Below are 22,549 nucleotides of genomic sequence, written 5' to 3'. Positions count from 1 at the left end.
TAAGGGTGCACGTTCTTTTCTTGTGATCGTTCAGGGGTGCAGCATGGCCAACGAGCGTTATACCCGTACCAACCAGAAGCTTTTCTACGCGGGCTTGTCTCTGGAGTCCTGGGGCAAGGCCGAGGCGGGGCAGGCGCTGAATGCGCAGGCCCTGATTCAGGCCGAGCGCGAGGCGGCGTTGTTTCACCTGTATGGGGCGCTTCTGGGACTTTGCCACGAGATTGCGGGTTACTACCGCTTGCCCAACGACAGCGCGCCACGTGCCGAAGACCTGCTCGACCCGGCGCTGTCAGGGGCTACGCCTGCGCCGGAGCTGGCCGAATTGGTCGAGCTGGCGAGCAATCGGGAGACCTGGCTGGCACACTTGCTTGCAGCTTATGCCGAGCTGTTTCAGCCGCCGCGGGCGGAAAAGAAGGTCAAGGTCGACCCGCGTACCCCGTTGATTGAGGCGATCAGTCTGGATCAGCAAGAAGAACCGCCGCTGGCGCGTGAGACGCTGGAAAGTTGGCGCACGGAGCTCAAAGGACTGGCCCGGCGTTTCCGCGAAACACTGAGTGAATGGTGAGCCGGGCGTTTTTCGCTCTGCTACCGCTCGACTGAAGGACAGCAGAATGCGCCCAAGCGCCGCAGACCCTTGGGCGTTGCGCTGTTACAATAGTGGCCTTTAGTGGAGAGCCTACCTGATGCCTACATCCTTCCTGGAAATCGTCGAACTGCCCGATGGGCGTATTGCTCTGCGTCGTGCGGACGATGAGGAAGCGCTGGTAGTGCTGGATTTCTCTGCCGATGCCAAAGCGTTTCTGCAGGGCCAGCATGTCGAAGTTGCCAAGGCCATGCTGAATGTCGGTGTACAGATGGCAGGTCGACTTGCCGAAGGTGATTTTCAGCCAGAAGACGACGGCCCCCGCGTCCTGCACTGAGCCTTTATTCGCTATTGCGCCGTGATTATCGCGAACAAAGGCTAGGCGCCCCCTTCGCTTCTACAGCGGTGTAACAGCCAACTGGGACAACCTTTTTATCTGCACCGTACAGGTCAACCCAGGCTGATATTCAGGCTTTGGGCCTTGCCCTGTCGGGCGGCCTGTTCTAGCTGTGCGCGAGCTGCGCTTTCTAGCGGATGCAGCCAGCTTACGACCGTATGACTACGGCCCAGGCGCAGCGCTTCCTCGGCAAGTGCCAGCGGGCTTTGTTGGCCGCGGGGGTGGAGCAGGAGAATGCGTTCGCGGTTCAGTCCGGCATCGCGTAGCCAGTGCTGGGTGAGGCTCGGTGGTGGTGCGATAAGAGTGAGCCAGCGTGCATCCTGGTTCTGGCTGAGGTCCCGCAGAATAGGTGCCAGCAGGCTCAGGCAGTGCCCGGCAGCGCCGCGTAGCGACAGCTCGCTGAATGCTTCGGGGGCGTCCTGCCAGTGCTTGGCAGGTTGCTCCAGCAAGGGTGCGACCGAGCTGGCCAGGAAGCCTTCGAACAACGGCAGTTGGGTGCGGCTCAGCGACTGCGGGATCTGCATGGCGACTCCTTTAGCGGCGTATCACGCCGACACTCAAACCTTCGATGATCAGTTCCTGTTGCTCCAGATCAACCACGATCGGGGCAAATTCTTCGTTTTCGGCGAGTAGCCAGACCGTATTGCCCTCACGCTTGAAGCGTTTGACCGTCACTTCGTCATCAATACGCGCCACGACCACCTGACCGTTGCGCGCCTCACGGGTGGTGTGCACCGCCAGCAAGTCGCCGTCGAAGATACCGATATCCTTCATGCTCATGCCGCGTACCTTCAGCAGGTAGTCGGCTGGCGGATGAAAGAACGCTGGATTGATCCGGCAGGACTCCTCGATGTGCTGTTGGGCCAGAATGGGCGCGCCGGCCGCGACACGGCCAATCACCGGAAGCCCGTCTTCTTCTTGAGCGTTAGGCTCGAATCCGGGAATACGGATGCCGCGGGAGGCGCCTGGGGTCATTTCTATCGCACCCTTGCGGGCGAGGGCTTTCAAATGTTCCTCTGCCGCATTGGGGGATTTGAACCCAAGGGCCTGGGCAATTTCCGCGCGTGTTGGCGGGAAGCCGTTGTCTTCCAGGCAGCGTTTGATGAAGGCGAGAATTTCGGCTTGGCGTGGCGTCAGTTTCAACATGGCTGGCTCTGGCTTTTTATACAGTGACTGGGATTATATACAGTGAAAGCCCCTTGGCAATCCTTCTGTGCTCGCGGGGTTGTATTTGTTCCGGTTGTGGCGTGGCGCATCAGGCGAGCGTCTTGCTCTGGAGAGTCCGCTTCTTTGCTATAAAAGCGTGACTCGCCGGCCGAATTGCGGCTGATGCGACTTGACAAATAGATGGTTTGAAACGTATGTTTCAAACAGATGTTTGTCAGGTGAACAGTCATGGCTCAATCAGAAACTGTCGAGCGCATTCTTGATGCGGCTGAGCAGTTGTTCGCGGAAAAAGGCTTCGCAGAAACCTCGTTGCGGCTGATCACCAGCAAGGCAGGGGTCAATCTCGCCGCAGTGAATTATCACTTCGGTTCCAAGAAGGCGTTGATCCAGGCGGTTTTCTCGCGGTTTCTCGGGCCCTTCTGTGCCAGTCTGGAGCGCGAGCTTGACCGCCGCCAGGGCAAACCTGAAGGCAAGGTGACGCTGGAAGAGCTGCTGGAGCTGCTGGTCGAGCAGGCGCTGGCGGTGAAGCCGCGCAGCGGCAACGACCTGTCGATTTTCATGCGTCTGCTGGGCCTGGCGTTCAGTCAGAGCCAGGGACACCTGCGCAAGTACCTGGAGGAAGTCTACGGTAAGGTCTTTCGCCGCTACATGCTCCTGGTACATGAGGCCGCTCCGCGGATTCCGCCGTTGGAGTTGTTCTGGCGCGTGCACTTCATGCTCGGTGCCGCAGCGTTCAGCATGTCGGGGATCAAGGCATTGCGAGCCATGGCCGAGACCGACTTCGGGGTGAACACCTCGATCGAACAGGTTATGCGTCTGATGGTGCCGTTTCTCGCTGCTGGGATGCGCTCGGAAACCGGGCTCAGTGATCCTGCGCTTGCGGGGGCGCAGCTCAAACCGCGTAACAAGAGCGGTTCGATCAAGGTGTGAGTGGCTGGTGGGCGGGGTGATCCGTTAAGCTAGCCTGCATGCCTACTCTAGATCGCTTGCATATCTCTATTGCCGACCAACGCCTCTACGGCTTTATCGGCGAGCACCTTGTCTTACGTCTCGCTGTGTCCACTGCGCTCAACGGGGCTGGTGAGCGTAATGGCTCCGGCTGCACGCCGCGTGGCTTGCATCAGGTGCGTGCGCGCATCGGTGAGGGGTTGCCTTCTGGCGCGGTGTTGCGTGGTCGGCGCTGGACAGGGGAGGTATGGTCCGCCGAGCTGGACGCACGCTTCCCTGGTCGTGACTGGATTCTGACCCGTATTCTCTGGCTCAGTGGCTGCGAACCTGGGCGTAATCGTCTTGGCGCGGTTGATACCTTTCGACGCTACATCTATCTGCACGGTACGCCTGATAGCGAACCCATGGGCGTAGCGCTGTCCCATGGCTGCATTCGTTTGCGCAATGCCGACCTGCTGACCCTATTCCCCCGCGTACCGGCGCATTGCCCGGTGATGATCGATGAAGCGGCTTGCCCGGACTGGGCTGCCGCGTCTCTGCATTAAGGACACCCTGTGACTGCACCCCTGTATGGCTCGTTGATGCTGGATATCCAAGGCGCCTGGCTGACGGCCGAAGACCGGCAGATTCTGCGTCAGCCCCAGGTAGGCGGCTTGATTCTGTTTGCCCGCAATATCGAGCACCCGCGCCAGGTTCGCGAGTTGAGCGAGTCCATTCGCGCCGTGCGCCCGGACCTGCTGCTGGCTGTGGATCAAGAGGGTGGGCGCGTGCAGCGCTTGCGCGAAGGTTTCGTGCGTTTGCCGGCCATGCGCGCGTTCGCCGAACGCAGTGATGCGCTGATGCTCGCCGAGCAGTGCGGCTGGGTCATGGCCACGGAAGTGTTGGCCGTCGGTCTGGATTTGAGCTTTGCGCCCGTGCTCGACCTTGATCACGGACGCAGTGCAGTGGTCGGGACGCGCGCCTTCGAGGGCAATCCCGAACGCGCGACGGCACTGGCGGGTGCCTTTATCAAGGGGATGCGCGAGGCCGGGATGGCGGCCACCGGCAAGCATTTCCCTGGGCATGGCTGGGCCGAAGCCGATTCCCATGTGGCCATTCCGGTGGATGAGCGCAGCCTTGAGCAAATTCGTGCACAAGACATTCAACCCTTCGCCCGGCTGGCTGGTGAACTGGCCGCTGTGATGCCGGCCCATGTGATTTACCCGAAGGTCGATGCTCAGCCGGCCGGTTTTTCCCGGCGCTGGTTGCAGGACATCCTGCGCGGTGAGCTGGGCTTCAAGGGGGTGATCTTCAGCGACGACCTGTCCATGGCTGGTGCCCATGTGGTCGGTGACGCTGCGGCGCGTATCGAGGCGGCGCTGACCGCAGGCTGTGATATGGGCCTGGTGTGCAACGACCGTGCGGCTGCCGAGCTGGCCCTGGCGGCGCTGCAGCGCCTGCAGGTGGTGGCTCCTGAGGGTTTGTCGCGGATGCGTCGGCAAGGGTTCCCCGGCAGTGAATATCGTCAATCGCCACGCTGGCAGCAGGCACTTAGTGCTCTGCGCGCAGCACAATTGATCGACTAAGGAGGCTGCATGACCGTTCACGCAATTATCGGCGGTACTGGCCTGACTCAGCTCGAAGGGTTGACGCTGAGTGCTGCGTTGAATCTCGACACGCCCTTCGGTGCGCCGTCGGCGGCCATCTTGCGGGGTAATTATGCCGGGGCCGAGGTGTTGTTTCTCGCCCGCCATGGTCATCCGCATCGCTTGGCGCCGCATCGCATCAACTATCGCGCCAACCTCTGGGCGCTGAAGGAGGCGGGGGCTGAGGCGGTGATTGCGGTCAACGCCGTGGGCGGTATCCATCCCGATATGGGCACCGGGCATTTCTGCGTGCCGCATCAGTTGATCGATTACACCAGCGGGCGGGTCAACACCTTTTATGAGGATGATACGCAGGCCGTCGAGCATATCGAATTCGCCGACCCCTACGATGCCGGGTTGCGTGCGGCCTTGTGTGCAGCCCTTGCAGCTGAGGGGTGCGCCTACAGCAGTCAAGGTGTCTACGGCTGTACCCAGGGCCCGCGGTTGGAAACCGCCGCGGAAATTGCCCGGATGCAGCGCGATGGCTGTGATCTGGTGGGCATGACCGGCATGCCGGAAACCGGGTTGGCGCGTGAGCTGGGGCTGCCTTATGCGTGCCTGGCGCTGGTGGTCAATCCGGCGGCGGGGCTGTCGAGCACGCCGATCAGCATGGCGGACATCGAGCAGGCCTTGCGCGCGGGTATGGATCAGGTCAGGGCGACCCTGGCGCGGGTGCTGGCTGGCGCCTGAGTGGCGCCACTCAGGCGGGTATGCAGGGCGCAATCCTTCTCAGGTGGCAGGTGTCAGGCGCTCGAACAGCGCTTCGAGGGTATTGAAGCGGTCCTCCGGACGCTCCATGGGCACCTGGAACTTGAACAGTGTCGCCCCTTCGAACTTGTAGCGTGACGGTGCGCTCTGGATCAGTTTGATCAGGGTCAGCGGGTCGACGCAGGTGTCGGCGGCGAACTCCAGGCGGCCACCTTGTGGGCCGGCGTCGACTTTCTTGATGCCCAGGGTTTCTGCCTGCAGTTTCAGTAGGGTAATGCGCACCAGATTCTTGGTCGGCTCCGGTAGCAGGCCGAAACGGTCGATCATCTCCACTTGCAGCTCTTTCAGGCCGTCCTCGTCGGCGGCGTTGGCGATGCGCTTGTAGAGGATCAGCCGTGCATGCACGTCTGGCAGGTAGTCTTCGGGGATCAGGGCCGGCACCCGCAGGTTGATCTCCGGGCCGCCGCCCAACGGCTGGTCGAGGTTGGGCTGCTCGCCCTTGCGGATGGATTTCACCGCGCGTTCGAGCATTTCCATATAGAGGGTGAAGCCCACCGCCTGAATCTGCCCACTCTGGCCGTCGCCAAGCAGCTCGCCGGCACCGCGGATTTCCAGGTCATGGGTGGCCAGCAGAAAGCCTGCGCCGAGGTCCTGGGCGCCGGAGATGGCTTCCAGGCGTTTCTGCGCATCATCGGTCATCTGCTTGCGCGGTGGCGTCAGCAGGTAGGCGTAGGCCTGGTGGTGGCTACGACCGACGCGGCCACGCAGTTGATGTAGTTGGGCCAGGCCGAACTTGTCGGCGCGCTCGATGATGATGGTGTTAGCGCTGGGTACGTCGATACCGGTTTCGATGATGGTCGAGGCGATCAGTACGTTGAAGCGCTTGTGGTAGAAGTCGCCCATCACCTGTTCCAGCTCGCGCTCGCGCATCTGCCCGTGGCCGATGCCGATGCGTGCTTCCGGCACCAGCTCGGCGAGGTCGGCGGCGCATTTCTCGATGGTTTTCACATCGTTGTGCAGGTAGTACACCTGGCCGCCGCGCAGCAGCTCACGCAGCAGCGCTTCCTTGATCGTCGGGTTGTTCTGCTCCATGACAAAGGTGCGCACCGACAGGCGGCGCGCAGGCGGTGTGGCGATGATCGATAGATCACGCATGCCGGCCACGGCCATGTTCAGGGTGCGCGGGATCGGCGTGGCAGTCAGGGTGAGGATGTCGACTTCGCTGCGCAGGGCCTTGAGCTGCTCCTTCTGGCGCACGCCGAAACGGTGCTCCTCGTCGATGATCACCAGGCCCAGGTTGCTGAACTTGACGTCTTCCTGCAGCAGCTTGTGGGTACCGATGACGATGTCGACCTTGCCTTCGGCCAGTTGCTGCACGGCTTCGCTGACTTCCTTGGCACTCTTGAAGCGGCTCATTACCTCGACTTTTACCGGCCAGTCGGCGAAGCGGTCGCGGAAACTGTTGTAGTGCTGCTGGGCGAGCAGGGTGGTCGGTACCAGCACCGCCACCTGCTTGCCGCCATGTACGGCGATAAAGGCGGCGCGCATCGCCACTTCAGTTTTGCCGAAGCCGACATCGCCGCAGACCAGGCGGTCCATCGGCTTGGGCGCGAGCATGTCGTCATGCACGGCCTCGATGGCGGCTTGCTGATCCGGGGTTTCCTCGAACGGGAAGCCGGCGCTGAAGGTGGCGTAGTCGGCCTTCGGGTCGGCAAACGCATAGCCTTCGCGGGCAGCGCGGCGGGCATAGATGTCGAGCAGTTCGGCGGCGACATCGCGCACCTGTTCGGCGGCCTTGCGTTTGGCTTTCTGCCAGGTTTCCGAGCCCAGGCGGTGCAGCGGGGCCAGGGCATCGTCACTGCCGGTGTAGCGGGCTATCAGGTGCAGGCTGGCCACCGGCACATAGAGCTTGGCTTCCTCGGCGTACATCAGGGCGAGGAACTCCGCCGCCTGGCCGTCGATCTCCAGGGTGACCAGGCCCAGGTAGCGGCCGACGCCATGGTCGATGTGCACCACCGGCGAGCCTTCGCGCAGCTCGGTGAGGTTCTTGATGACGTTGTCGCCACCGTCGCGGCTTTTTTCCCGGCGCCGGCGCTGCATGACCCGTTGGCCGAACAGCGGGCTTTCCGCCACCAGGGCCAGGTCGTCGAGCAGCAGGCCTTCGTCCAGCGGCGCGATGGTGATGCCCAGGCGCTCACCGCTGGCGACGAATGCCGGCCAGCCGTCGACTTCCTTCGGTTTCAGCTTGAGGCGCGCGAGCAGCTCCAGCAGGACCTCGCGGCGCCCGGCCGACTCGGCGCAGAACAGCACACGGCCCGAATAGTCTTCGATAAAGCGACGCAGGGCGGCCAGCGGCTCGTTGGCCTTGGCTTGAATCGCCAGGTCTGGGAGAGGGGAGGCGTTGAAACGCGTGCGGCCAACGCCGGTCTCGACGTCATCCTGGCTGACCACTACGCGGGGCCAGTGTTTCAAGCGGGCGAAGCAGTCCTCGACCGTGAGGAAAATATCGGCCGGCGGCAGCAGCGGGCGCTCAGGGTCAACGCGGCGGTCTTCGTAGCGGGCGCGGGCGTCGCTCCAGAACTGTTCGGCGGCTTTTTCTACGCCGGGCAGGGAGAACACCTGGGTGTCCTGGGGCAGATAATCGAAGAGGGTGGCGGTTTCCTCGAAGAACAGCGGGATGTAGTACTCGATGCCGGCCGGGGTGATGCCGGTGGACAGGTCCTGATAGATCGGGCAGCGGCGAAAATCGACATCGAAACGCTCGCGGAAACGCCCGCGGAAGTCGGTGACGGCCTTCTTTTCCAGGGGGAACTCGCGGGCCGGCAGCAGCTTGATCGACTCGACCTTGTCAATCGAGCGCTGAGTCTCTGGGTCGAAGGTGCGCAGCGACTCGATTTCATCGTCGAACAGGTCGATGCGATACGGCTGCGAGCTGCCCATCGGGAACAGGTCGATCAGCGCGCCACGCACGGCAAATTCACCGTGCTCATAGACCGTGTCCACGCAGCGGTAACCGGCTGCTTCCAGGCGCGTGCGCATCTCGTTAACGTCGAGGGTCTGACCGACGTCCAGCACCAGGCTGCTGCCCAGCAGAAAGCGCAGCGGCGCCAGGCGGTGTAGGGCGGTGGTGATCGGCACTACGAGGATGCCGTGCTTCAGCTCCGGCAAGCGATACAGGGCGGCGATGCGCTGGGAAATGATGTCCTGGTGCGGCGAGAACAGGTCGTAGGGTAGGGTTTCCCAGTCCGGGAAATGCAGTACTGGGAGGGTCGGGGCGAAGAAACTCAACTCTTCCTGCAGGCGCTCGGCGCTCTGACTGTCGGCGGTCAGCAGCAGGGTGAAGCGTTGCGCGGCGCTGGCAGCTTCGGCGATGGCCAGGCTCAGCGCTGCGCCGGGCAGGTTACCCCAGTGTTGTTTTCCAGCGGTGGCAGGCAGGGACGGTAGACGCAATACGGATGCAGTCGGTACAGACACGGGCAGCTCGCGGACGTGGCGATATGGCCTTCGATTGTAACTATCCATGGGCTTTGCTGTCAGTGTTTCACCGCTGCACATTGCCGGCGATTGTCTGCGACGTCATAATGTAGCCCCTTTTTTCAGCCCCTACATGTGGAAGGTACTGCCCGTGACTCAGAAGCCCGACCAGTGTCTCGGTGAGTGGATCGATCGAGAAGCCCTTGCGGAAGCGATGATTCCGATGATTGGCCAACTCTACCGCAACAACAACGTGGTCACCTCGATCTACGGCCGTGGTCTGATCAACCGTTCGGTGATCGACATTCTCAAGGCTCACCGCTTTGCCCGTCACCGCCTGGCCGACAATGTCGAGCTGTCGGTGCACGATACCTTCCCGATCCTCAAGACCATGAGCGAGCTGAAGCTGGGCGCGGCCTCGGTCGATCTGGGCAAAATGGCTGGCAAGTTCAAGGCCGAAGCCAATGGCCGTAGCATCGAGCAGTTCGTCAAGGACGAGCTGGCCGAAGTGGCGGGCAAGCAGAATGGCGAAGCCCGCGAGGGCACCGACGTGGTGCTTTACGGCTTTGGTCGTATCGGCCGCCTGCTGGCGCGCATCCTGATCGAGAAAACCGGTGGTGGCGATGGCCTGCGTCTGCGCGCCATCGTGGTGCGCAAGGGCGCGAGCAATGATCTGGTCAAGCGTGCCAGCCTGCTGCGTCGTGATTCGGTACACGGCAAGTTCGATGGCACCATCACCATCGACGAAGAGAACAACACCCTGACGGCCAACGGCAACCTGATCCAGGTGATCTACGCCAAAGACCCGAAAGAAGTCGACTACACCCAGTACGGCATCAAGAACGCGCTGCTGGTCGACAACACCGGTGTATGGCGTGATGCCGAGGGCCTGGGCCAGCACCTGGCCTGCCCGGGTGTCGACCGCGTAGTGCTCACCGCGCCTGGCAAGGGCGCGCTGAAAAACATCGTGCACGGCATCAACCATGGCGAAATCACCCCGGACGACAAGATCATCTCGGCCGCTTCCTGCACCACCAACGCCATCGTGCCGGTACTCAAGGCGATCAATGACCAGTACGGCATCGTCAACGGTCACGTCGAAACCGTTCACTCGTACACCAACGACCAGAACCTGATCGACAACTTCCACAAGGGTGATCGCCGTGGTCGCAGCGCACCGCTGAACATGGTAATCACCGAAACGGGTGCTGCCACGGCTGCTGCCAAGGCGCTGCCGGTGCTCAAGGGCAAGCTGACCGGTAATGCCATTCGCGTACCGACGCCGAACGTGTCGATGGCCATTCTCAACCTCAACCTTGAGAAGGCCACCACCCGCGAGGAGGTCAACGAGTACCTGCGTCAGATGGCCATGCACTCGGATCTGCAGAAGCAGATCGACTTCGTCAGCTCCCAGGAAGTGGTGTCCACCGACTTCGTCGGTTCGCGCCACGCGGGTGTGGTCGATGCCGAAGCCACCATCGCCAACGACAATCGGGTCGTGCTCTATGTGTGGTACGACAACGAGTTTGGTTACAGCTGTCAGGTCGTTCGCGTGATGGAAGACATGGCCGGGGTCAACCCGCCAGCTTTCCCGCGCGGCTGATGCCGGTGGTGCATTGAAAGACGGGAGCCTTCGGGCTCCCGTTTTTCGTTGTGCTGCGTTCAGGAATCGGCGAGCAGGGTCGCGCGCAGGCTATCCGACAAGCCCTTGGGAGCCAGCCAGATACCCAGGTAGGCGCTGGCCAGTGCTGGGTCGTTGCGGGTGAAAAGGATTTCGCCGTTACGCTCCAGGCTCAGCCCGCTGGATGGGGTGAAGACCAGGGCATAGCGATCCCCGGCGCGGATCGACTGGAACTGTTCGTGCAGTGCATCAATCTCGGGGCGCAGGCGCTCCAGGGTCTGCTGGTCATGCTGGCGTTCGAGGGTGACCCAGGCAGCCTTGATCACATCGCTGCGGTCTATGTCGCGGAAATAGTAGAGCTCCAGGCGCTTGCTCTGGTCGTCAGCGAGCGCGGCGCGCGGGCTGAGGCCGGCTTGGGTGTAGAGTGCGGCCGCATACACATCGACCCAGAGGTAGGTCAGTACCGTCTGGTTTCTTAATGCCAGGGTGGTTTGCGCGACGGTGACCTGAGGTGCGAATGCAGCCTCTTGCAGGCGTTTTTCCGACGCGATGGCCAGGCCGGAGGTCAGCAGTAAGGCGATTACGACGATTAGACGATGCATGACAGCGCTCCTTGTGGTTCAGTGCGCCATGGTGTCGCGTAGGGGGCGAGCGTCAAGCTGGCGTCTGTTGCGTCCTGTTACGGAAAGGTCAAAAAAAGCAAGTGCTTGGGTGGCCAGTGGGTAGGCCCGTCTTTATAATCAAGCGGATTTTTTACCCGCGTCCAACAGCGTCATCCACTCCGACAAGGCTGTCGAGGTGGTCGCGTTCATTCGCTCGATGATGTTTGGCGTATTCTAAAAAAAGCTTTTAAATCAGTGGTTAGGCAAACCTATGATCAAAATAAAACATGGGCTTGATTTGCCCATAACCGGCGCGCCGGTGCAGCGTATCGAGGCCGCCAGGCCAGTGCGCAGCGTCGCCGTCATAGGCTTCGATTATCACGGTATGAAGCCGACGATGGAGGTTCAGGTTGGCGATCGCGTCAAGCTGGGTCAGGTGCTGTTTTCCGACAAGAAAACCCCGGGCGTGGTGTTTACCGCACCGGGTGCCGGTGTAGTCAGCGCGGTTCACCGCGGCGAGAAGCGCGTCCTGCAGTCGGTGGTGATTGACCTTGAGGGCGACGAACAGGTTGCTTTCGCCCAGTACGGCGCTGCGGATCTCGCGGGTCTGAGCGACGCCCAGGTGCGCGAGAATCTCCAGCAGTCCGGCTTGTGGGCCGCTCTGCGTACTCGTCCGCTGAGCAAGGTGCCGGCCATCGACGCCGTGCCCAGTTCGATTTTCGTCACCGCGATCGATACCCACCCGCTGGCAGCTGATCCGGCGGTGGTCATCGCTGAGCATGCTGCTGATTTCGACCATGGTCTGCAGGTACTTGCGCGCCTGGCCAAGGTATTCCTGTGCAAAGCCGAGGGCGTCAGCCTGCCGGGCGAGCAGGGCGCCAACGTCACCACCGAGTCGTTCGCCGGGCCGCATCCGGCCGGCCTCGCCGGTACCCATATCCACTTCCTCGATCCGGTCAGCGTGGCCAAGAGCGTGTGGACCATCGGTTATCAGGATGTGATCGCCATCGGCAAACTGTTCACCACGGGCCAGCTGTGGGTCGAGCGCGTGGTGTCGCTGGCCGGCCCTGTGGTCGAGCAGCCACGTCTGGTGCGTACGCGCCTGGGGGCAAACCTGCAGGAGTTGACGGCGGGTGAGTTGCAGCCAGGTAACAACCGCATCGTCTCGGGTTCCGTGCTCGGCGGTCGTACCGCTCAGGGCGCGCTGGCGTTCCTCGGGCGTTATCACCAGCAGGTCTCCTGCCTGGCTGAGGGTAACCATCGCGAAATGATGCATTACCTGCGTGCTGGGGTTAACAAGCACTCGGTGCTGAATATTTTCGTCTCCAAGCTGAACGCGGCGAAGAAGTTTGCCTTTTCCACCACCACCAACGGCAGCCCGCGCGCCATGGTGCCGGTGGGTAATTACGAAGCAGTGATGCCACTGGATATCCTGCCGACCCAACTCTTGCGCTACCTGATCGTTGGGGACACCGAGATGGCTCAGAAACTGGGCTGCCTGGAACTCGATGAAGAAGACCTGGCGCTGTGCACCTATGTGTGTGCCGGCAAATATGAATATGGCCCGATCCTGCGGGATAACCTCGCCCGCATCGAGAAGGAGGGTTAAGTCATGGGTATTCGTGGATTCCTCGACAAGGTCGAGCACAATTTCGAGAAGGGCGGCAAGTACGAGAAGTGGTATGCCTTGTACGAAGCCATCGACACCTTCTTCTATCGTCCCGGCAGTGTCACCAAAACCACCGCTCACGTGCGCGACGGCATCGACCTCAAGCGCATGATGATCACTGTGTGGCTGTGCACCTTTCCGGCCATGTTCTTCGGCATGTGGAACACCGGTTACCAGGCCAACCTGATCTTCGCCAGCAGCCCCGAGTTGCTCGCAGCTCAGGAAGGCTGGCGTTTCGCCCTGATTGGCTCGCTGGCCGGGTTCGACCCCAATAGCCTGTGGGACAATTTCATTCAGGGTGCGGCTTACTTCCTGCCGGTGTATGCGGTGACCTTCATCGTCGGCGGGTTCTGGGAAGTGCTGTTCGCTTCGATCCGCAAGCATGAAGTCAACGAAGGCTTCTTCGTCACCTCCGTGCTGTTTGCCCTGATTCTGCCGCCAAGCATTCCGCTGTGGCAGGTTGCGCTGGGTATCAGCTTTGGTGTGGTGATCGGTAAGGAAGTGTTCGGCGGTACTGGCAAGAACTTCCTCAACCCGGCCCTGACCGGCCGCGCGTTCCTGTTCTTCGCCTACCCGGCGCAGATGTCCGGCGATGCAGTCTGGACAGCGGTTGACGGTTTTGCCGGGGCCACCTCGCTGAGCCTGGCGGCTGCCGGCGGCATCGAGAATGTGGTGAACAATGGCATCACCTGGAGCAGTGCGTTCTTCGGCACCATCCACGGCTCGATGGGCGAGACCAGCACCCTGGCGATCCTCATCGGTGGCGGCATCCTGCTGCTGACCCGCATTGCCTCCTGGCGCATCGTGTCGGGCGTAATGCTCGGCATGATCGGCCTGAGCCTGCTGCTCAACAGCATCGGCTCGACCACCAACCCGATGTTCGCCATGCCGTGGTACTGGCATCTGGTGGTCGGCGGTTTTGCCTTTGGCATGTTCTTTATGGCCACCGACCCGGTCTCGTCCTCGATGACCAATACCGGCAAGTGGATTTTCGGTGCGTTGATTGGCGTCATGGTGGTGTTGATCCGTGTGGTCAACCCGGCTTTCCCGGAAGGCATGATGCTGGCGATCCTGTTCGCCAACCTGTTCGCGCCGCTGATCGACCACTTCGTCGTTCAAGCCAATATCAAGCGGAGGCTGGCACGCAATGTCTAGTCAAAAAGAATCCACCACCCGTACGCTGGTGGTGGCCCTGCTGGTCTGTCTGGTGTGCTCGGTGTTCGTCGCCGGTGCAGCCGTGGCGCTGAAGCCGACCCAGGTGGACAACCGCCTGCTGGACAAGCAGCGCAGCATCCTGGCCATTGCTGGCCTGGGCGATCCGAGCATGTCCAGTGCTCAGGTCAAAGAGATGTTCAACGGCACCATCAGCGCCAAGCTCGTGGACCTGCAGACGGGCAAGTTCTCTGATGCTAAGGACCCGGTCACTTTCGATCCGTTGAAAGCGTCCAAGGACCCGCAAACGTCCAGCGCGCTTCCGGGTAGCCAGGACATTGCCTCGATCAAGCGTCTGGAGCACTACTCGACCGTGTATGTGGTGGAGAAGGATGGCGAGCTGGATACGCTGATCCTGCCGGTACGTGGCTATGGCCTGTGGTCGACCTTGTATGGCTTTATTGCCGTCAAGGGTGACCTCAATACCGTGGTCGGCATGGGCTTCTACCAGCACGGCGAAACCCCGGGCCTGGGCGGCGAAGTCGACAACCCGAAATGGAAAGGCCAGTGGCCAGGCAAGACGCTGTTCGATGACAGCGGCAAGCTGGCCGTGCAGGTCGTCAAGGGTGGCGTCGATCCGCAGAGCCCGCGCGCCGAACACCAGGTCGATGGCCTGGCCGGTGCAACCCTGACCAGTAACGGTGTCGATCACCTGCTCAAGTTCTGGCTGGGCCAGAACGGCTTCGGTCCGTTTATCGCTAACCTGCGCGCAGGGGAGGCTTGATCATGTCGCAGCCGACTATTAAAGAAGTCCTGCTCAACCCGATTTTCAACAACAACCCCATCGGCCTGCAGATCCTCGGGATCTGTTCCGCCCTGGCGGTCACCTCGAACCTCAAGACCGCGCTGGTGATGTCGGCCGCGCTGACTCTGGTGACCGGGTTCTCCAACCTGTTCATCTCGATGATCCGCAGCCAGATCCCCGGTTCGATCCGCATGATCGTGCAGATGGTGATCATCGCGTCCCTGGTAATCGTGGTCGATCAGTTACTCAAGGCCTATGCCTTCAGCCTCTCCAAGCAGTTGTCGGTATTCGTCGGCCTGATCATCACCAACTGCATCGTGATGGGCCGTGCCGAAGCCTTCGCCATGCAGAACCCGCCCGTGCTGTCGTTCTTCGACGGTATCGGTAACGGCTTGGGCTACAGCGCCATGCTGATCGCCCTGGGCATCATTCGTGAGCTGTTCGGTGCCGGCAAGCTGATGGGTTACGAGATCATTCCGGTGGTCAACGATGGCGGCTGGTACCAGCCCAACGGCATGCTGCTGCTGCCACCGTCGGCGTTCTTCCTGATCGGGCTGTTCATCTGGGGCATCCGCGTGTGGAAGAAGGACCAGCTTGAGAAGCCGAGCTTCAAGATGGCGCCTCAGGTGTCCAGCAAGGAGGCCTACTAATGGAGCACTACATCAGCCTGTTCGTCCGTGCGGTGTTCGTCGAGAACATGGCCCTGGCGTTCTTCCTCGGCATGTGTACCTTCATCGCCATTTCCAAGAAGGTCGAGACCGCCATTGGTCTGGGCGTCGCGGTCATCGTGGTGCTGGGTATCACCATGCCGGTGAACAACCTGATCTACACCCTGTTGCTCAAGGACGGCGCGCTGGCTTGGGCCGGCTATCCCGAGGTTGACCTGAGCTTCCTGGGGCTGCTGACGTTCATCGGTGTCATCGCGGCACTGGTGCAGATCCTCGAGATGACCCTCGATAAGTATGTGCCGTCGCTGTACAACGCCCTGGGCGTGTTCCTGCCGCTGATTACTGTGAACTGCGCCATCATGGGTGGCTCGCTGTTTATGGTCGAGCGCGACTACAACCTGGCCGAGAGCACCGTCTACGGTGTGGGCGCTGGTGTCTCCTGGGCGCTGGCGATCGCCGCCCTGGCCGGTATCCGCGAGAAGCTCAAGTACAGCGATGTGCCCGACGGTCTGCAGGGTCTGGGCATCACCTTCATCACCATCGGTCTGATGTCGTTGGGCTTCATGTCCTTCTCCGGCGTGCAGTTGTAAGGAAGGGATGACGATATGATCAGTTACGAGATTTTCATCGCGATCGGCATGTTCACCGGCATTGTGCTGGGGTTGGTGCTGATCATTCTCGCGGCACGCGCCAAGCTGGTTTCCAGCGGTGACGTGAGCATCGAAATCAATGGCGAGAAGACCATCGTGGTGCCGGCCGGCGGCAAACTGCTGCAGACCCTGGCTGCCAACAACATCTTCCTGTCGTCGGCCTGTGGTGGCGGCGGTACCTGCGCCCAGTGCAAGTGCATCATCGAGTCGGGCGGCGGCGAAATGCTCTCGACCGAAGAGTCGCACTTCACCCGTCGTGAAGCGAAGGAAGGCTGGCGCCTGTCCTGCCAGGCCTCGGTCAAGCAGGACATGAAGATCGAGGTGCCGGAAGAAGTCTTCGGCGTGAAGAAGTGGGAATGCACGGTGTTGTCCAACCCGAACGTCGCCACCTTCATCAAGGAGCTGACGCTCAAGTTGCCGGAAGGCGAGAACGTCGACTTCCGCGCCGGTGGTTACGTGCAGCTGGAATGCCCTCCGCACACCGTCAACTACAAGGACTTCGACATCCAGGAGGAGTACCGCGGCGACTGGGACAAGTTCAACCAGTGGAAGTACGTGTCGAAGGTCGAAGAGACCACCATTCGCGCCTACTCCATGGCCAACTACCCGGAAGAAGTGGGGCTGGTGAAGTTCAACATCCGCATTGCCTCGCCACCGCCGGGCAAGGATGACCTGCCGCCGGGCAAGATGAGCTCCTGGGTGTTCAGCCTCAAGCCGGGCGACAAGGTCACTGTGTACGGTCCGTTCGGTGAGTTCTTCGCCAAGGACACCGATGCCGAGATGGTCTTCGTCGGTGGTGGTGCCGGTATGGCGCCGATGCGCTCGCACATCTTCGACCAGCTCAAGCGCCTCAAGTCGACGCGCAAGATCAGCTTCTGGTACGGCGCACGCTCCATGCGTGAGGCGTTCTACGTCGAAGAGTACGACCAGCTGCAGGCCGAGAACCCGAACTTCAAGTGGCATCTGGCACTGTCCGATCCGCTGCCGGAAGACAACTGGACGGGCCTCAAGGGCTTTATCCACAACGTGCTCTTCGAGAACTACCTCAAGGACCACCCGGCCCCGGAAGACTGCGAGTTCTACATGTGTGGTCCACCCATGATGAACGCCGCGGTGATCAAGCTGCTCACCGACCTGGGTGTGGAGCCGGAAAATATCCTGCTCGACGACTTCGGCGGTTGATAATGAAGTCAGCTGTAGCTCAGCCCGTTATCGCTGTCGCTCTCGCGGCAGCCCTAACGGGCTGTTTCAATTCTGAGAAGATCGAATCCTTCGGTGGGCCCACCATGGGCAGCACCTATTCGGTCAAGTACGTGCGCACCGCCGAGGTGGCGCCGGCAGCCGAGCTCAAGGTGGCGACCGAGGCGATCCTGGCCGAGATCGACCAGCAGATGTCGACCTACCGTGCAGACTCGCTGATCGAGCAGTTCAACCAGGCACCGGCCGGCACCTGCCAGGTCATGCCCGAGGGTGTGCTGACCTTGCTCGCTGCGGGTGAGCAACTGCATGCCGACAGCCAAGGGGCGTTCGACCTGACCCTGGAGCCGCTGCTCGATCTCTGGGGGTTCGGCCCCAAGGGGCAGAGCGAGGCGGTGCCCAGTGAGGCGCAGCTGGCCGAGGTGCGCCAGCGCATGGGCCAGCAACACCTGCGTGTCGAAGGCGAGCAACTGTGCAAAGACGCCGACGTTCAGGTCGATTTCAACAGCATTGCCGCGGGCTATGCCGTTGATCGCATCGTCGCGCGTCTCGGCGAGTTGGGTGTGCGCAGCTACCTGGTGGAGGCGACTGGCGAGCTCAAGGCGGCCGGGCTCAAGCCGGATGGCAGTCACTGGCGTATTGGCCTGGAGGCGCCGCATGATGATGAGCAGGTCGCGCAGCGTATCCTGCAACTCGATGGCTACGGCATTTCCACCTCGGGTGACTACCGCAATTATTTCGAGGAGCAGGGGCGGCGTTACTCCCATACGCTCGATCCCTTGACCGGCAAACCTGTTACGCACCGCCTGGCCTCTGTTACCGTGGCTGATCCTTCGACGTTGCGTGCCGATGGTTTGTCTACGCTGTTGATGGTGCTTGGCCCGCAAGCGGGTCTGGAGTATGCGCAGCGCAATGGTATCGCGGCCTTTTTCGTGACGCGTGAAGACGATGGCTTCGTCACACGCAGCACGCCGACATTCGAGCAGCTTTTCGCTGCAGGAGAGGAACCATGACGTTTCTAGTGGTATTTGTGGCCATGCTGGCTGTCGTCGGCATGATGGCCGTGGGTGTGATCATGGGGCGCAAGCCCATCGCCGGGTCCTGTGGTGGCATCGCCAACCTGGGCATCGAGAAAGAGTGTTCGATCTGCGGTGGCAGTCGCGAGAAGTGCGAAGAGGTCAACCGCGAGCCGAGCGGGGCGTCGACCGACCTGGCCTACGACGCGTCCAAGCGCTGATTGCGTTTTATAGATTGATAGCCGGCGCGCGCAGCGCACACCGGCCCTGCCGCGACGTGCCACAAGCGCGCCGGCCTGACCCGAAGGAGTAAACATGGCGGTCTACAACTACGATGTGGTGGTACTGGGTTCCGGCCCGGCGGGCGAAGGCGCGGCAATGAACGCGGCCAAGGCCGGCAAGAAGGTGGCCGTAGTCGACAGTCGCCGCGAAGTCGGCGGCAACTGCACCCACCTGGGCACCATCCCGTCCAAGGCGCTGCGCCATTCGGTGCGCCAGATCATGCAGTTCAACACCAACCCGATGTTCCGCCAGATCGGCGAGCCGCGCTGGTTCTCCTTCCCGGACGTGCTGAAAAGCGCCGAGCGGGTGATCGCCAAACAGGTCACCTCGCGTACCGGCTATTACGCCCGTAACCGTATCGACGTGTTCTTCGGCACTGGCAGCTTCGCCGACGAGCAGACCATCGAAGTGGTCTGCGCCAACGGTGTGGTCGAGAAGCTGGTGGCCAAGCAGATCATCATCGCCACTGGCTCGCGGCCTTATCGGCCTGCTGGCGTGGACTTCAATCATGCCCGCGTGTATGACAGCGACACCATCCTGACCCTCAGCCACACGCCGCGCCGACTGATCATCTACGGCGCCGGGGTTATCGGTTGTGAGTACGCGTCGATTTTCAGCGGCCTGGGCGTACTGGTCGACCTGATCGACAACCGCGATCAACTGCTGAGCTTCCTCGATGCCGAGATTTCCGATGCGCTGAGCTATCACCTGCGCAACACCAACGTGCTGATTCGCCATAACGAAGAGTACGAAAGCATCGAAGGCCTGGATAACGGCGTCATCCTGCACCTCAAGTCCGGCAAGAAGATCAAGGCCGATGCTTTGCTCTGGTGTAATGGCCGTACCGGCAACACTGACAGCCTAGGCCTGGAAAATATCGGCATCAAGGTCAACGGCCGTGGGCAGATCGAAGTCGACGAGCATTACCGCACCGAAGTGCCGAACATCTTCGCCGCGGGCGATGTGATCGGTTGGCCGAGCCTGGCCAGTGCAGCTTATGATCAGGGCCGCTCGGCCGCTGGCAATATCATCGATAACGGCAGCTGGCGCTTCGTCGACGACGTGCCGACCGGTATTTACACGATTCCGGAGATCAGCTCGATCGGCAAGAACGAGCGTGAGCTGACCCAGGCCAAGGTGCCGTACGAAGTGGGCAAGGCGTTCTTCAAGAGCATGGCACGGGCGCAGATTTCCCATGAGCCGGTGGGCATGCTGAAGATTCTCTTCCATCGTGAAACCCTGGAAGTGCTGGGTGTGCACTGCTTCGGCTACCAGGCCTCGGAGATCGTGCATATCGGCCAGGCGATCATGAACCAGAAGGGCGAAGCCAATAGCCTCAAGTACTTTATCAACACCACCTTTAACTACCCGACCATGGCCGAAGCCTATCGGGTGGCGGCGTTTGATGGCCTGAACCGGCTTTTTTGAGCGGCTCCGGCCGGCGGCCTGAGCCGGTCGGGGAGGACCCCTTCAGCGATTCCCGAGCTTGGCGCTGGCCAAACCGGGAAAGCTTCTGACCAGGCAGCTGCACAAAAAGGTTTATCGCATTTCTTTGGGTTAACACCGGGCTGGTAAATTTATGTGTTTTGGCTAGCAGCGTTCTTTGTTTCTGGAGCGGATTCATTAACGTGTTGATTCAGGCTTCTGGTTTCTCCCCTGACGGGCGAGTTACTTGATTCGCTGCGCTCAGGCGTCAGGTGCTGGCTACCACTTCTTAATACTGCTCGCCATCGGCGGCGAGGATGGCAACGAGATTTTGCAGCGGGTCAGCGCGGGAACTGTTCGCAGCCAGTTCGGTGGTGGACTTGCGTGGCATTCTGTGCACGCTGCGTTTGAAGTAGCGCAGCAGTCGTGACAGCAGGGCCAGGTCAGGCGCTTTGTCGGGTTGGTCGCTATGGCGCGTTGTCGATGCCTTGCATCGGATTTCAAGCCTCTGAGCCCAGCGTCGTCGGCCGAGCTGAGCGAGGAAGAGATGGAAGCTTACGTGGGGAGAGGCGCCGCAGGTGGCTCGATATGCTGCATTAGCGCGCGAACGGCAAAGTTTCTTGGTCGGGGTACTCTTGAGACGTTACGGTTGTGTGCTTACGAGACGTAACAATGCCACAGGATCTGTTGAGCGCTCGCTGTTTTGGCGTGCGACACAGTGAGAGAGTATTACTACGACTTCAACAGGTGCCAAGCTTGCATCATCGCTCCTGCGACACCACACATTTCTATGTGCTTTCATCATATAATTCTGTGCAATTAGCCCGTACAGGCCCAGACTGATGACCTATGACGACTTTTTGGCTGAATTGAGCAAGGCCGGGCTAAGTGTCCGAGCGTTTGCGGGGCTGATCGGCATGAACCCGAACTCCGTGTCGAACTACGCTAGCGCTGGTGGGGTGCCTCGCCATCTGGCTCTTATCGCTGCACTGCTCGCAGAGATGAATATACATGGCATTGACTTTCAACATGCCATAGGAAGAATTTGCGCCAACCGGAAGAAACCTCGTGGTGGAGGCAAGCCAGGCCGATTCGGCGGAGATAAACAAGCTCAACTGGAACTCGGGCCTGAGGCTTGAAGCTTCAACAGCACGACGGACAAAAAATTGGATATAGAAGGCGAAACCATGGGAAAGACTACTAGCGTGCAGCCGGGCACCACCAACGATGCAATGCGAGTGAATTCTTTCTTTGCAGGAATTGGGGGCTTCGATCTTGCGTTTGAAAAACATGGCTTTAAGACAAGTTTCTATTGCGAAAAGGATGATTTTTGCCGAAGTGTCTTGAAGCGAAACTGGCCAACAGTTGCCAATGCACGCGACATTCAACAGCTTGATGCGAAAGAAATTCCCGTAGCGGACGTTTGGACCGCCGGATTTCCGTGTCAGGATCTATCCTTGGCTCGTACGCCGCATGGCAAGCGAAATGGTTTGAAGGGATCTCAGTCCGGCCTTTTCTACACATTCCTTGATCTTCTGTCTGTTCACAAACCCTCAGTCGTGCTGCTGGAAAATGTCGCGGGCTTGCTGAACTCCCACAATGGGGCAGACTTCAATGCGCTTATCTCATCACTAACCAAGCTTGGGTATGGGGTAGCGTGGCGGGTGCTCAATGCGCGCTATTTCGGAGCCCCACAATCTCGGCCTAGAGTCTTCATATGCGCATGGCTTGGCTCCCCCGCAAATGCTGTTAAAGCGCTGTTCGAAGATGAAATTTCAGTAAAGCCGAGGAACGAGCGGCGAGGCTTTATGGTTGAGTCCAAATGCCCGGAGTCTGGAATCTCTGTGCCGCAGGTTTCGTTTTGCATTTCCGCCACCTCGGGCCGACATACTGGACTGGACTGGGCGAGATCGTATGTGACCTACCCAGATGCGGTACGGAGGTTGACACCACTGGAATGTGAGCGTTTGCAGGGGCTACCAGAGAATTGGACCTTGCCTGATAAGGATTATGTTATTCCTATCCGAGGTATTGAAACCAGCAGGTATCACGCGATTGGCAATGCAGTTTGTGTCCCCGTCGTACAATGGATTGCCGGGCGAGTTTCGGAAGTTTTTGAAGTGCCTGTGGATAAAGCCGAAGGCCTCAATGGGCCGGCAGTCAAAAGACGACTTCATGATTTAGCCAAAACTTATCTTTCGTCTAAATGCGAGCTGAAACCGCGGCCCGCTGACTCTAATGAAGTGAAATGGCAATCAGGTGGGGTCGCGTACAAGAATTGGGTAGCGACTACGTCTGTTTCTTCCAGCCCCGTTACACCAGTGTCTTCGCAGTTGATCAACGTGATTGAGAAAAAGAAAGTGCATCAGCGCTATTTTCTGAGTGCAAACGCTGCCCAAGGAATCGTACGCAGGGTGGACAGGCTTGGGCGCCATCTCTTTCCACCGCTTGATGCTGTGCTGAGAAGAGTTTCCATTTCTGCGCCAAGGCTGGGTGAGGTCTCTTTAGATGTGCAGGAAGATGTTAGAGTCAACGAGCTCGTAGCTTTATGAACTCATCA

General features: G+C 60.4%; 22 protein-coding genes. 18 read left to right on the top strand and 4 right to left on the bottom strand.

The features are described 5' to 3' along the window. Nucleotides 1–43: 43 nt before the first annotated feature. Both BMW49_RS09720 and BMW49_RS09715 read left to right on the top strand, forming a co-directional pair. Entirely contained in the window at nt 44–565 is a 522-nt protein-coding gene (locus tag BMW49_RS09720; RefSeq protein WP_069518961.1) for a DUF6586 family protein, read from the top strand. A gap of 118 nt (nt 566–683) precedes the next feature. Continuing rightward, nucleotides 684–920 (top strand): hypothetical protein, encoded by a 237-nt coding sequence (locus BMW49_RS09715; protein ID WP_069518963.1) that lies wholly within the window; start codon nt 684–686, stop codon nt 918–920. A 113-nt stretch (nt 921–1,033) separates the two neighbouring features. Here the strand turns inward: BMW49_RS09715 and sulA are convergent, their stop codons facing one another. Both sulA and lexA read right to left on the bottom strand, forming a co-directional pair. Further along, nucleotides 1,034–1,504, bottom strand: a complete 471-nt coding sequence (sulA, locus tag BMW49_RS09710) for an SOS-induced cell division inhibitor SulA (protein ID WP_069518965.1) — start codon at nt 1,502–1,504, stop codon at nt 1,034–1,036. 10 nt (nt 1,505–1,514) lie between these two features. Continuing rightward, on the bottom strand, nt 1,515–2,126 hold the full coding sequence (gene lexA, locus BMW49_RS09705; RefSeq protein ID WP_069518967.1) for a transcriptional repressor LexA: 612 nt from the start codon (nt 2,124–2,126) through the stop codon (nt 1,515–1,517). 249 nt (nt 2,127–2,375) lie between these two features. Between lexA and BMW49_RS09700 the strand changes: the two genes are divergently transcribed. From BMW49_RS09700 to BMW49_RS09685, 4 genes are read left to right on the top strand one after another with little or no spacing between them, the layout of a single operon-like run. Next, complete coding sequence (locus BMW49_RS09700; protein WP_069518968.1) at nt 2,376–3,077, top strand: TetR/AcrR family transcriptional regulator; 702 nt, start codon at nt 2,376–2,378, stop codon at nt 3,075–3,077. A gap of 38 nt (nt 3,078–3,115) precedes the next feature. Beyond that, nucleotides 3,116–3,640, top strand: coding sequence for a L,D-transpeptidase (locus BMW49_RS09695; protein ID WP_069518975.1), 525 nt, complete (start codon nt 3,116–3,118; stop codon nt 3,638–3,640). Between the two features lie 21 nt (nt 3,641–3,661). Next, complete coding sequence (nagZ, locus tag BMW49_RS09690) at nt 3,662–4,660, top strand: beta-N-acetylhexosaminidase (protein WP_170829050.1); 999 nt, start codon at nt 3,662–3,664, stop codon at nt 4,658–4,660. A gap of 9 nt (nt 4,661–4,669) precedes the next feature. Beyond that, a complete protein-coding gene (locus tag BMW49_RS09685; protein WP_069518980.1) occupies nt 4,670–5,410 on the top strand; it encodes an S-methyl-5'-thioinosine phosphorylase in 741 nt (246 codons plus the stop codon). 39 nt (nt 5,411–5,449) lie between these two features. On the opposite strand, the gene mfd is transcribed toward BMW49_RS09685, so the two are convergent. Continuing rightward, nucleotides 5,450–8,902: a transcription-repair coupling factor gene (mfd, locus tag BMW49_RS09680; protein WP_069518981.1), complete on the bottom strand. Its 3,453-nt coding sequence runs from the start codon at nt 8,900–8,902 to the stop codon at nt 5,450–5,452. A 133-nt stretch (nt 8,903–9,035) separates the two neighbouring features. Between mfd and BMW49_RS09675 the strand changes: the two genes are divergently transcribed. Then, a complete protein-coding gene (locus BMW49_RS09675) occupies nt 9,036–10,505 on the top strand; it encodes a glyceraldehyde-3-phosphate dehydrogenase (RefSeq protein ID WP_069518983.1) in 1,470 nt (489 codons plus the stop codon). Between the two features lie 59 nt (nt 10,506–10,564). Here BMW49_RS09675 and BMW49_RS09670 read toward each other — a convergent pair whose 3' ends face one another. After that, nucleotides 10,565–11,125 (bottom strand): chalcone isomerase family protein, encoded by a 561-nt coding sequence (locus BMW49_RS09670; protein WP_069518985.1) that lies wholly within the window; start codon nt 11,123–11,125, stop codon nt 10,565–10,567. Nucleotides 11,126–11,396: 271 nt separating this feature from the next. Here BMW49_RS09670 and BMW49_RS09665 point away from each other — a divergent pair, with 271 nt between their 5' ends. From BMW49_RS09665 to BMW49_RS09615, 11 genes are all read left to right on the top strand, one after another. Beyond that, nucleotides 11,397–12,734 carry a Na(+)-translocating NADH-quinone reductase subunit A gene (locus tag BMW49_RS09665; RefSeq protein ID WP_069518987.1) on the top strand — a complete coding sequence of 446 codons (1,338 nt, stop codon included), beginning with the start codon at nt 11,397–11,399 and terminating at the stop codon, nt 12,732–12,734. A 3-nt stretch (nt 12,735–12,737) separates the two neighbouring features. Then, on the top strand, nt 12,738–13,949 hold the full coding sequence (locus BMW49_RS09660) for an NADH:ubiquinone reductase (Na(+)-transporting) subunit B (RefSeq protein WP_069518988.1): 1,212 nt from the start codon (nt 12,738–12,740) through the stop codon (nt 13,947–13,949). Beyond that, nucleotides 13,942–14,730 (top strand): Na(+)-translocating NADH-quinone reductase subunit C, encoded by a 789-nt coding sequence (locus tag BMW49_RS09655; protein WP_069518989.1) that lies wholly within the window; start codon nt 13,942–13,944, stop codon nt 14,728–14,730. The genes BMW49_RS09660 and BMW49_RS09655 overlap by 8 nt, the downstream gene beginning before the upstream one ends. Beyond that, the gene (locus BMW49_RS09650; RefSeq protein WP_170829049.1) at nt 14,727–15,401 is read left to right on the top strand and encodes an NADH:ubiquinone reductase (Na(+)-transporting) subunit D; all 675 of its coding nucleotides are present in this window, start codon (nt 14,727–14,729) and stop codon (nt 15,399–15,401) included. The genes BMW49_RS09655 and BMW49_RS09650 overlap by 4 nt, the downstream gene beginning before the upstream one ends. Beyond that, the gene (nqrE, locus tag BMW49_RS09645; protein ID WP_069518992.1) at nt 15,401–16,009 is read left to right on the top strand and encodes an NADH:ubiquinone reductase (Na(+)-transporting) subunit E; all 609 of its coding nucleotides are present in this window, start codon (nt 15,401–15,403) and stop codon (nt 16,007–16,009) included. The genes BMW49_RS09650 and nqrE overlap by 1 nt, the downstream gene beginning before the upstream one ends. Nucleotides 16,010–16,024: 15 nt before the next feature. Beyond that, a complete protein-coding gene (nqrF, locus tag BMW49_RS09640; protein ID WP_090390916.1) occupies nt 16,025–17,251 on the top strand; it encodes an NADH:ubiquinone reductase (Na(+)-transporting) subunit F in 1,227 nt (408 codons plus the stop codon). 104 nt (nt 17,252–17,355) lie between these two features. Next, nucleotides 17,356–18,279: an FAD:protein FMN transferase gene (locus BMW49_RS09635; protein ID WP_069518993.1), complete on the top strand. Its 924-nt coding sequence runs from the start codon at nt 17,356–17,358 to the stop codon at nt 18,277–18,279. Continuing rightward, nucleotides 18,276–18,503 carry a (Na+)-NQR maturation NqrM gene (nqrM, locus tag BMW49_RS09630; RefSeq protein ID WP_069518994.1) on the top strand — a complete coding sequence of 76 codons (228 nt, stop codon included), beginning with the start codon at nt 18,276–18,278 and terminating at the stop codon, nt 18,501–18,503. The genes BMW49_RS09635 and nqrM overlap by 4 nt, the downstream gene beginning before the upstream one ends. Before the next feature lie 94 nt (nt 18,504–18,597). Beyond that, entirely contained in the window at nt 18,598–19,992 is a 1,395-nt protein-coding gene (gene sthA, locus BMW49_RS09625; protein ID WP_069518997.1) for a Si-specific NAD(P)(+) transhydrogenase, read from the top strand. A gap of 839 nt (nt 19,993–20,831) precedes the next feature. Then, a complete protein-coding gene (locus BMW49_RS09620; RefSeq protein WP_069519000.1) occupies nt 20,832–21,128 on the top strand; it encodes a DNA-binding protein in 297 nt (98 codons plus the stop codon). Nucleotides 21,129–21,176: 48 nt separating this feature from the next. Next, nucleotides 21,177–22,541, top strand: a complete 1,365-nt coding sequence (locus BMW49_RS09615; protein ID WP_083251738.1) for a DNA cytosine methyltransferase — start codon at nt 21,177–21,179, stop codon at nt 22,539–22,541. Nucleotides 22,542–22,549: the final 8 nt, after the last annotated feature.

The organism is Pseudomonas cuatrocienegasensis, from assembly GCF_900110925.1.
GTDB classification, from domain to species: domain Bacteria; phylum Pseudomonadota; class Gammaproteobacteria; order Pseudomonadales; family Pseudomonadaceae; genus Aquipseudomonas; species Aquipseudomonas cuatrocienegasensis.
This window is presented reverse-complemented; position numbering and strand designations above follow the sequence as displayed.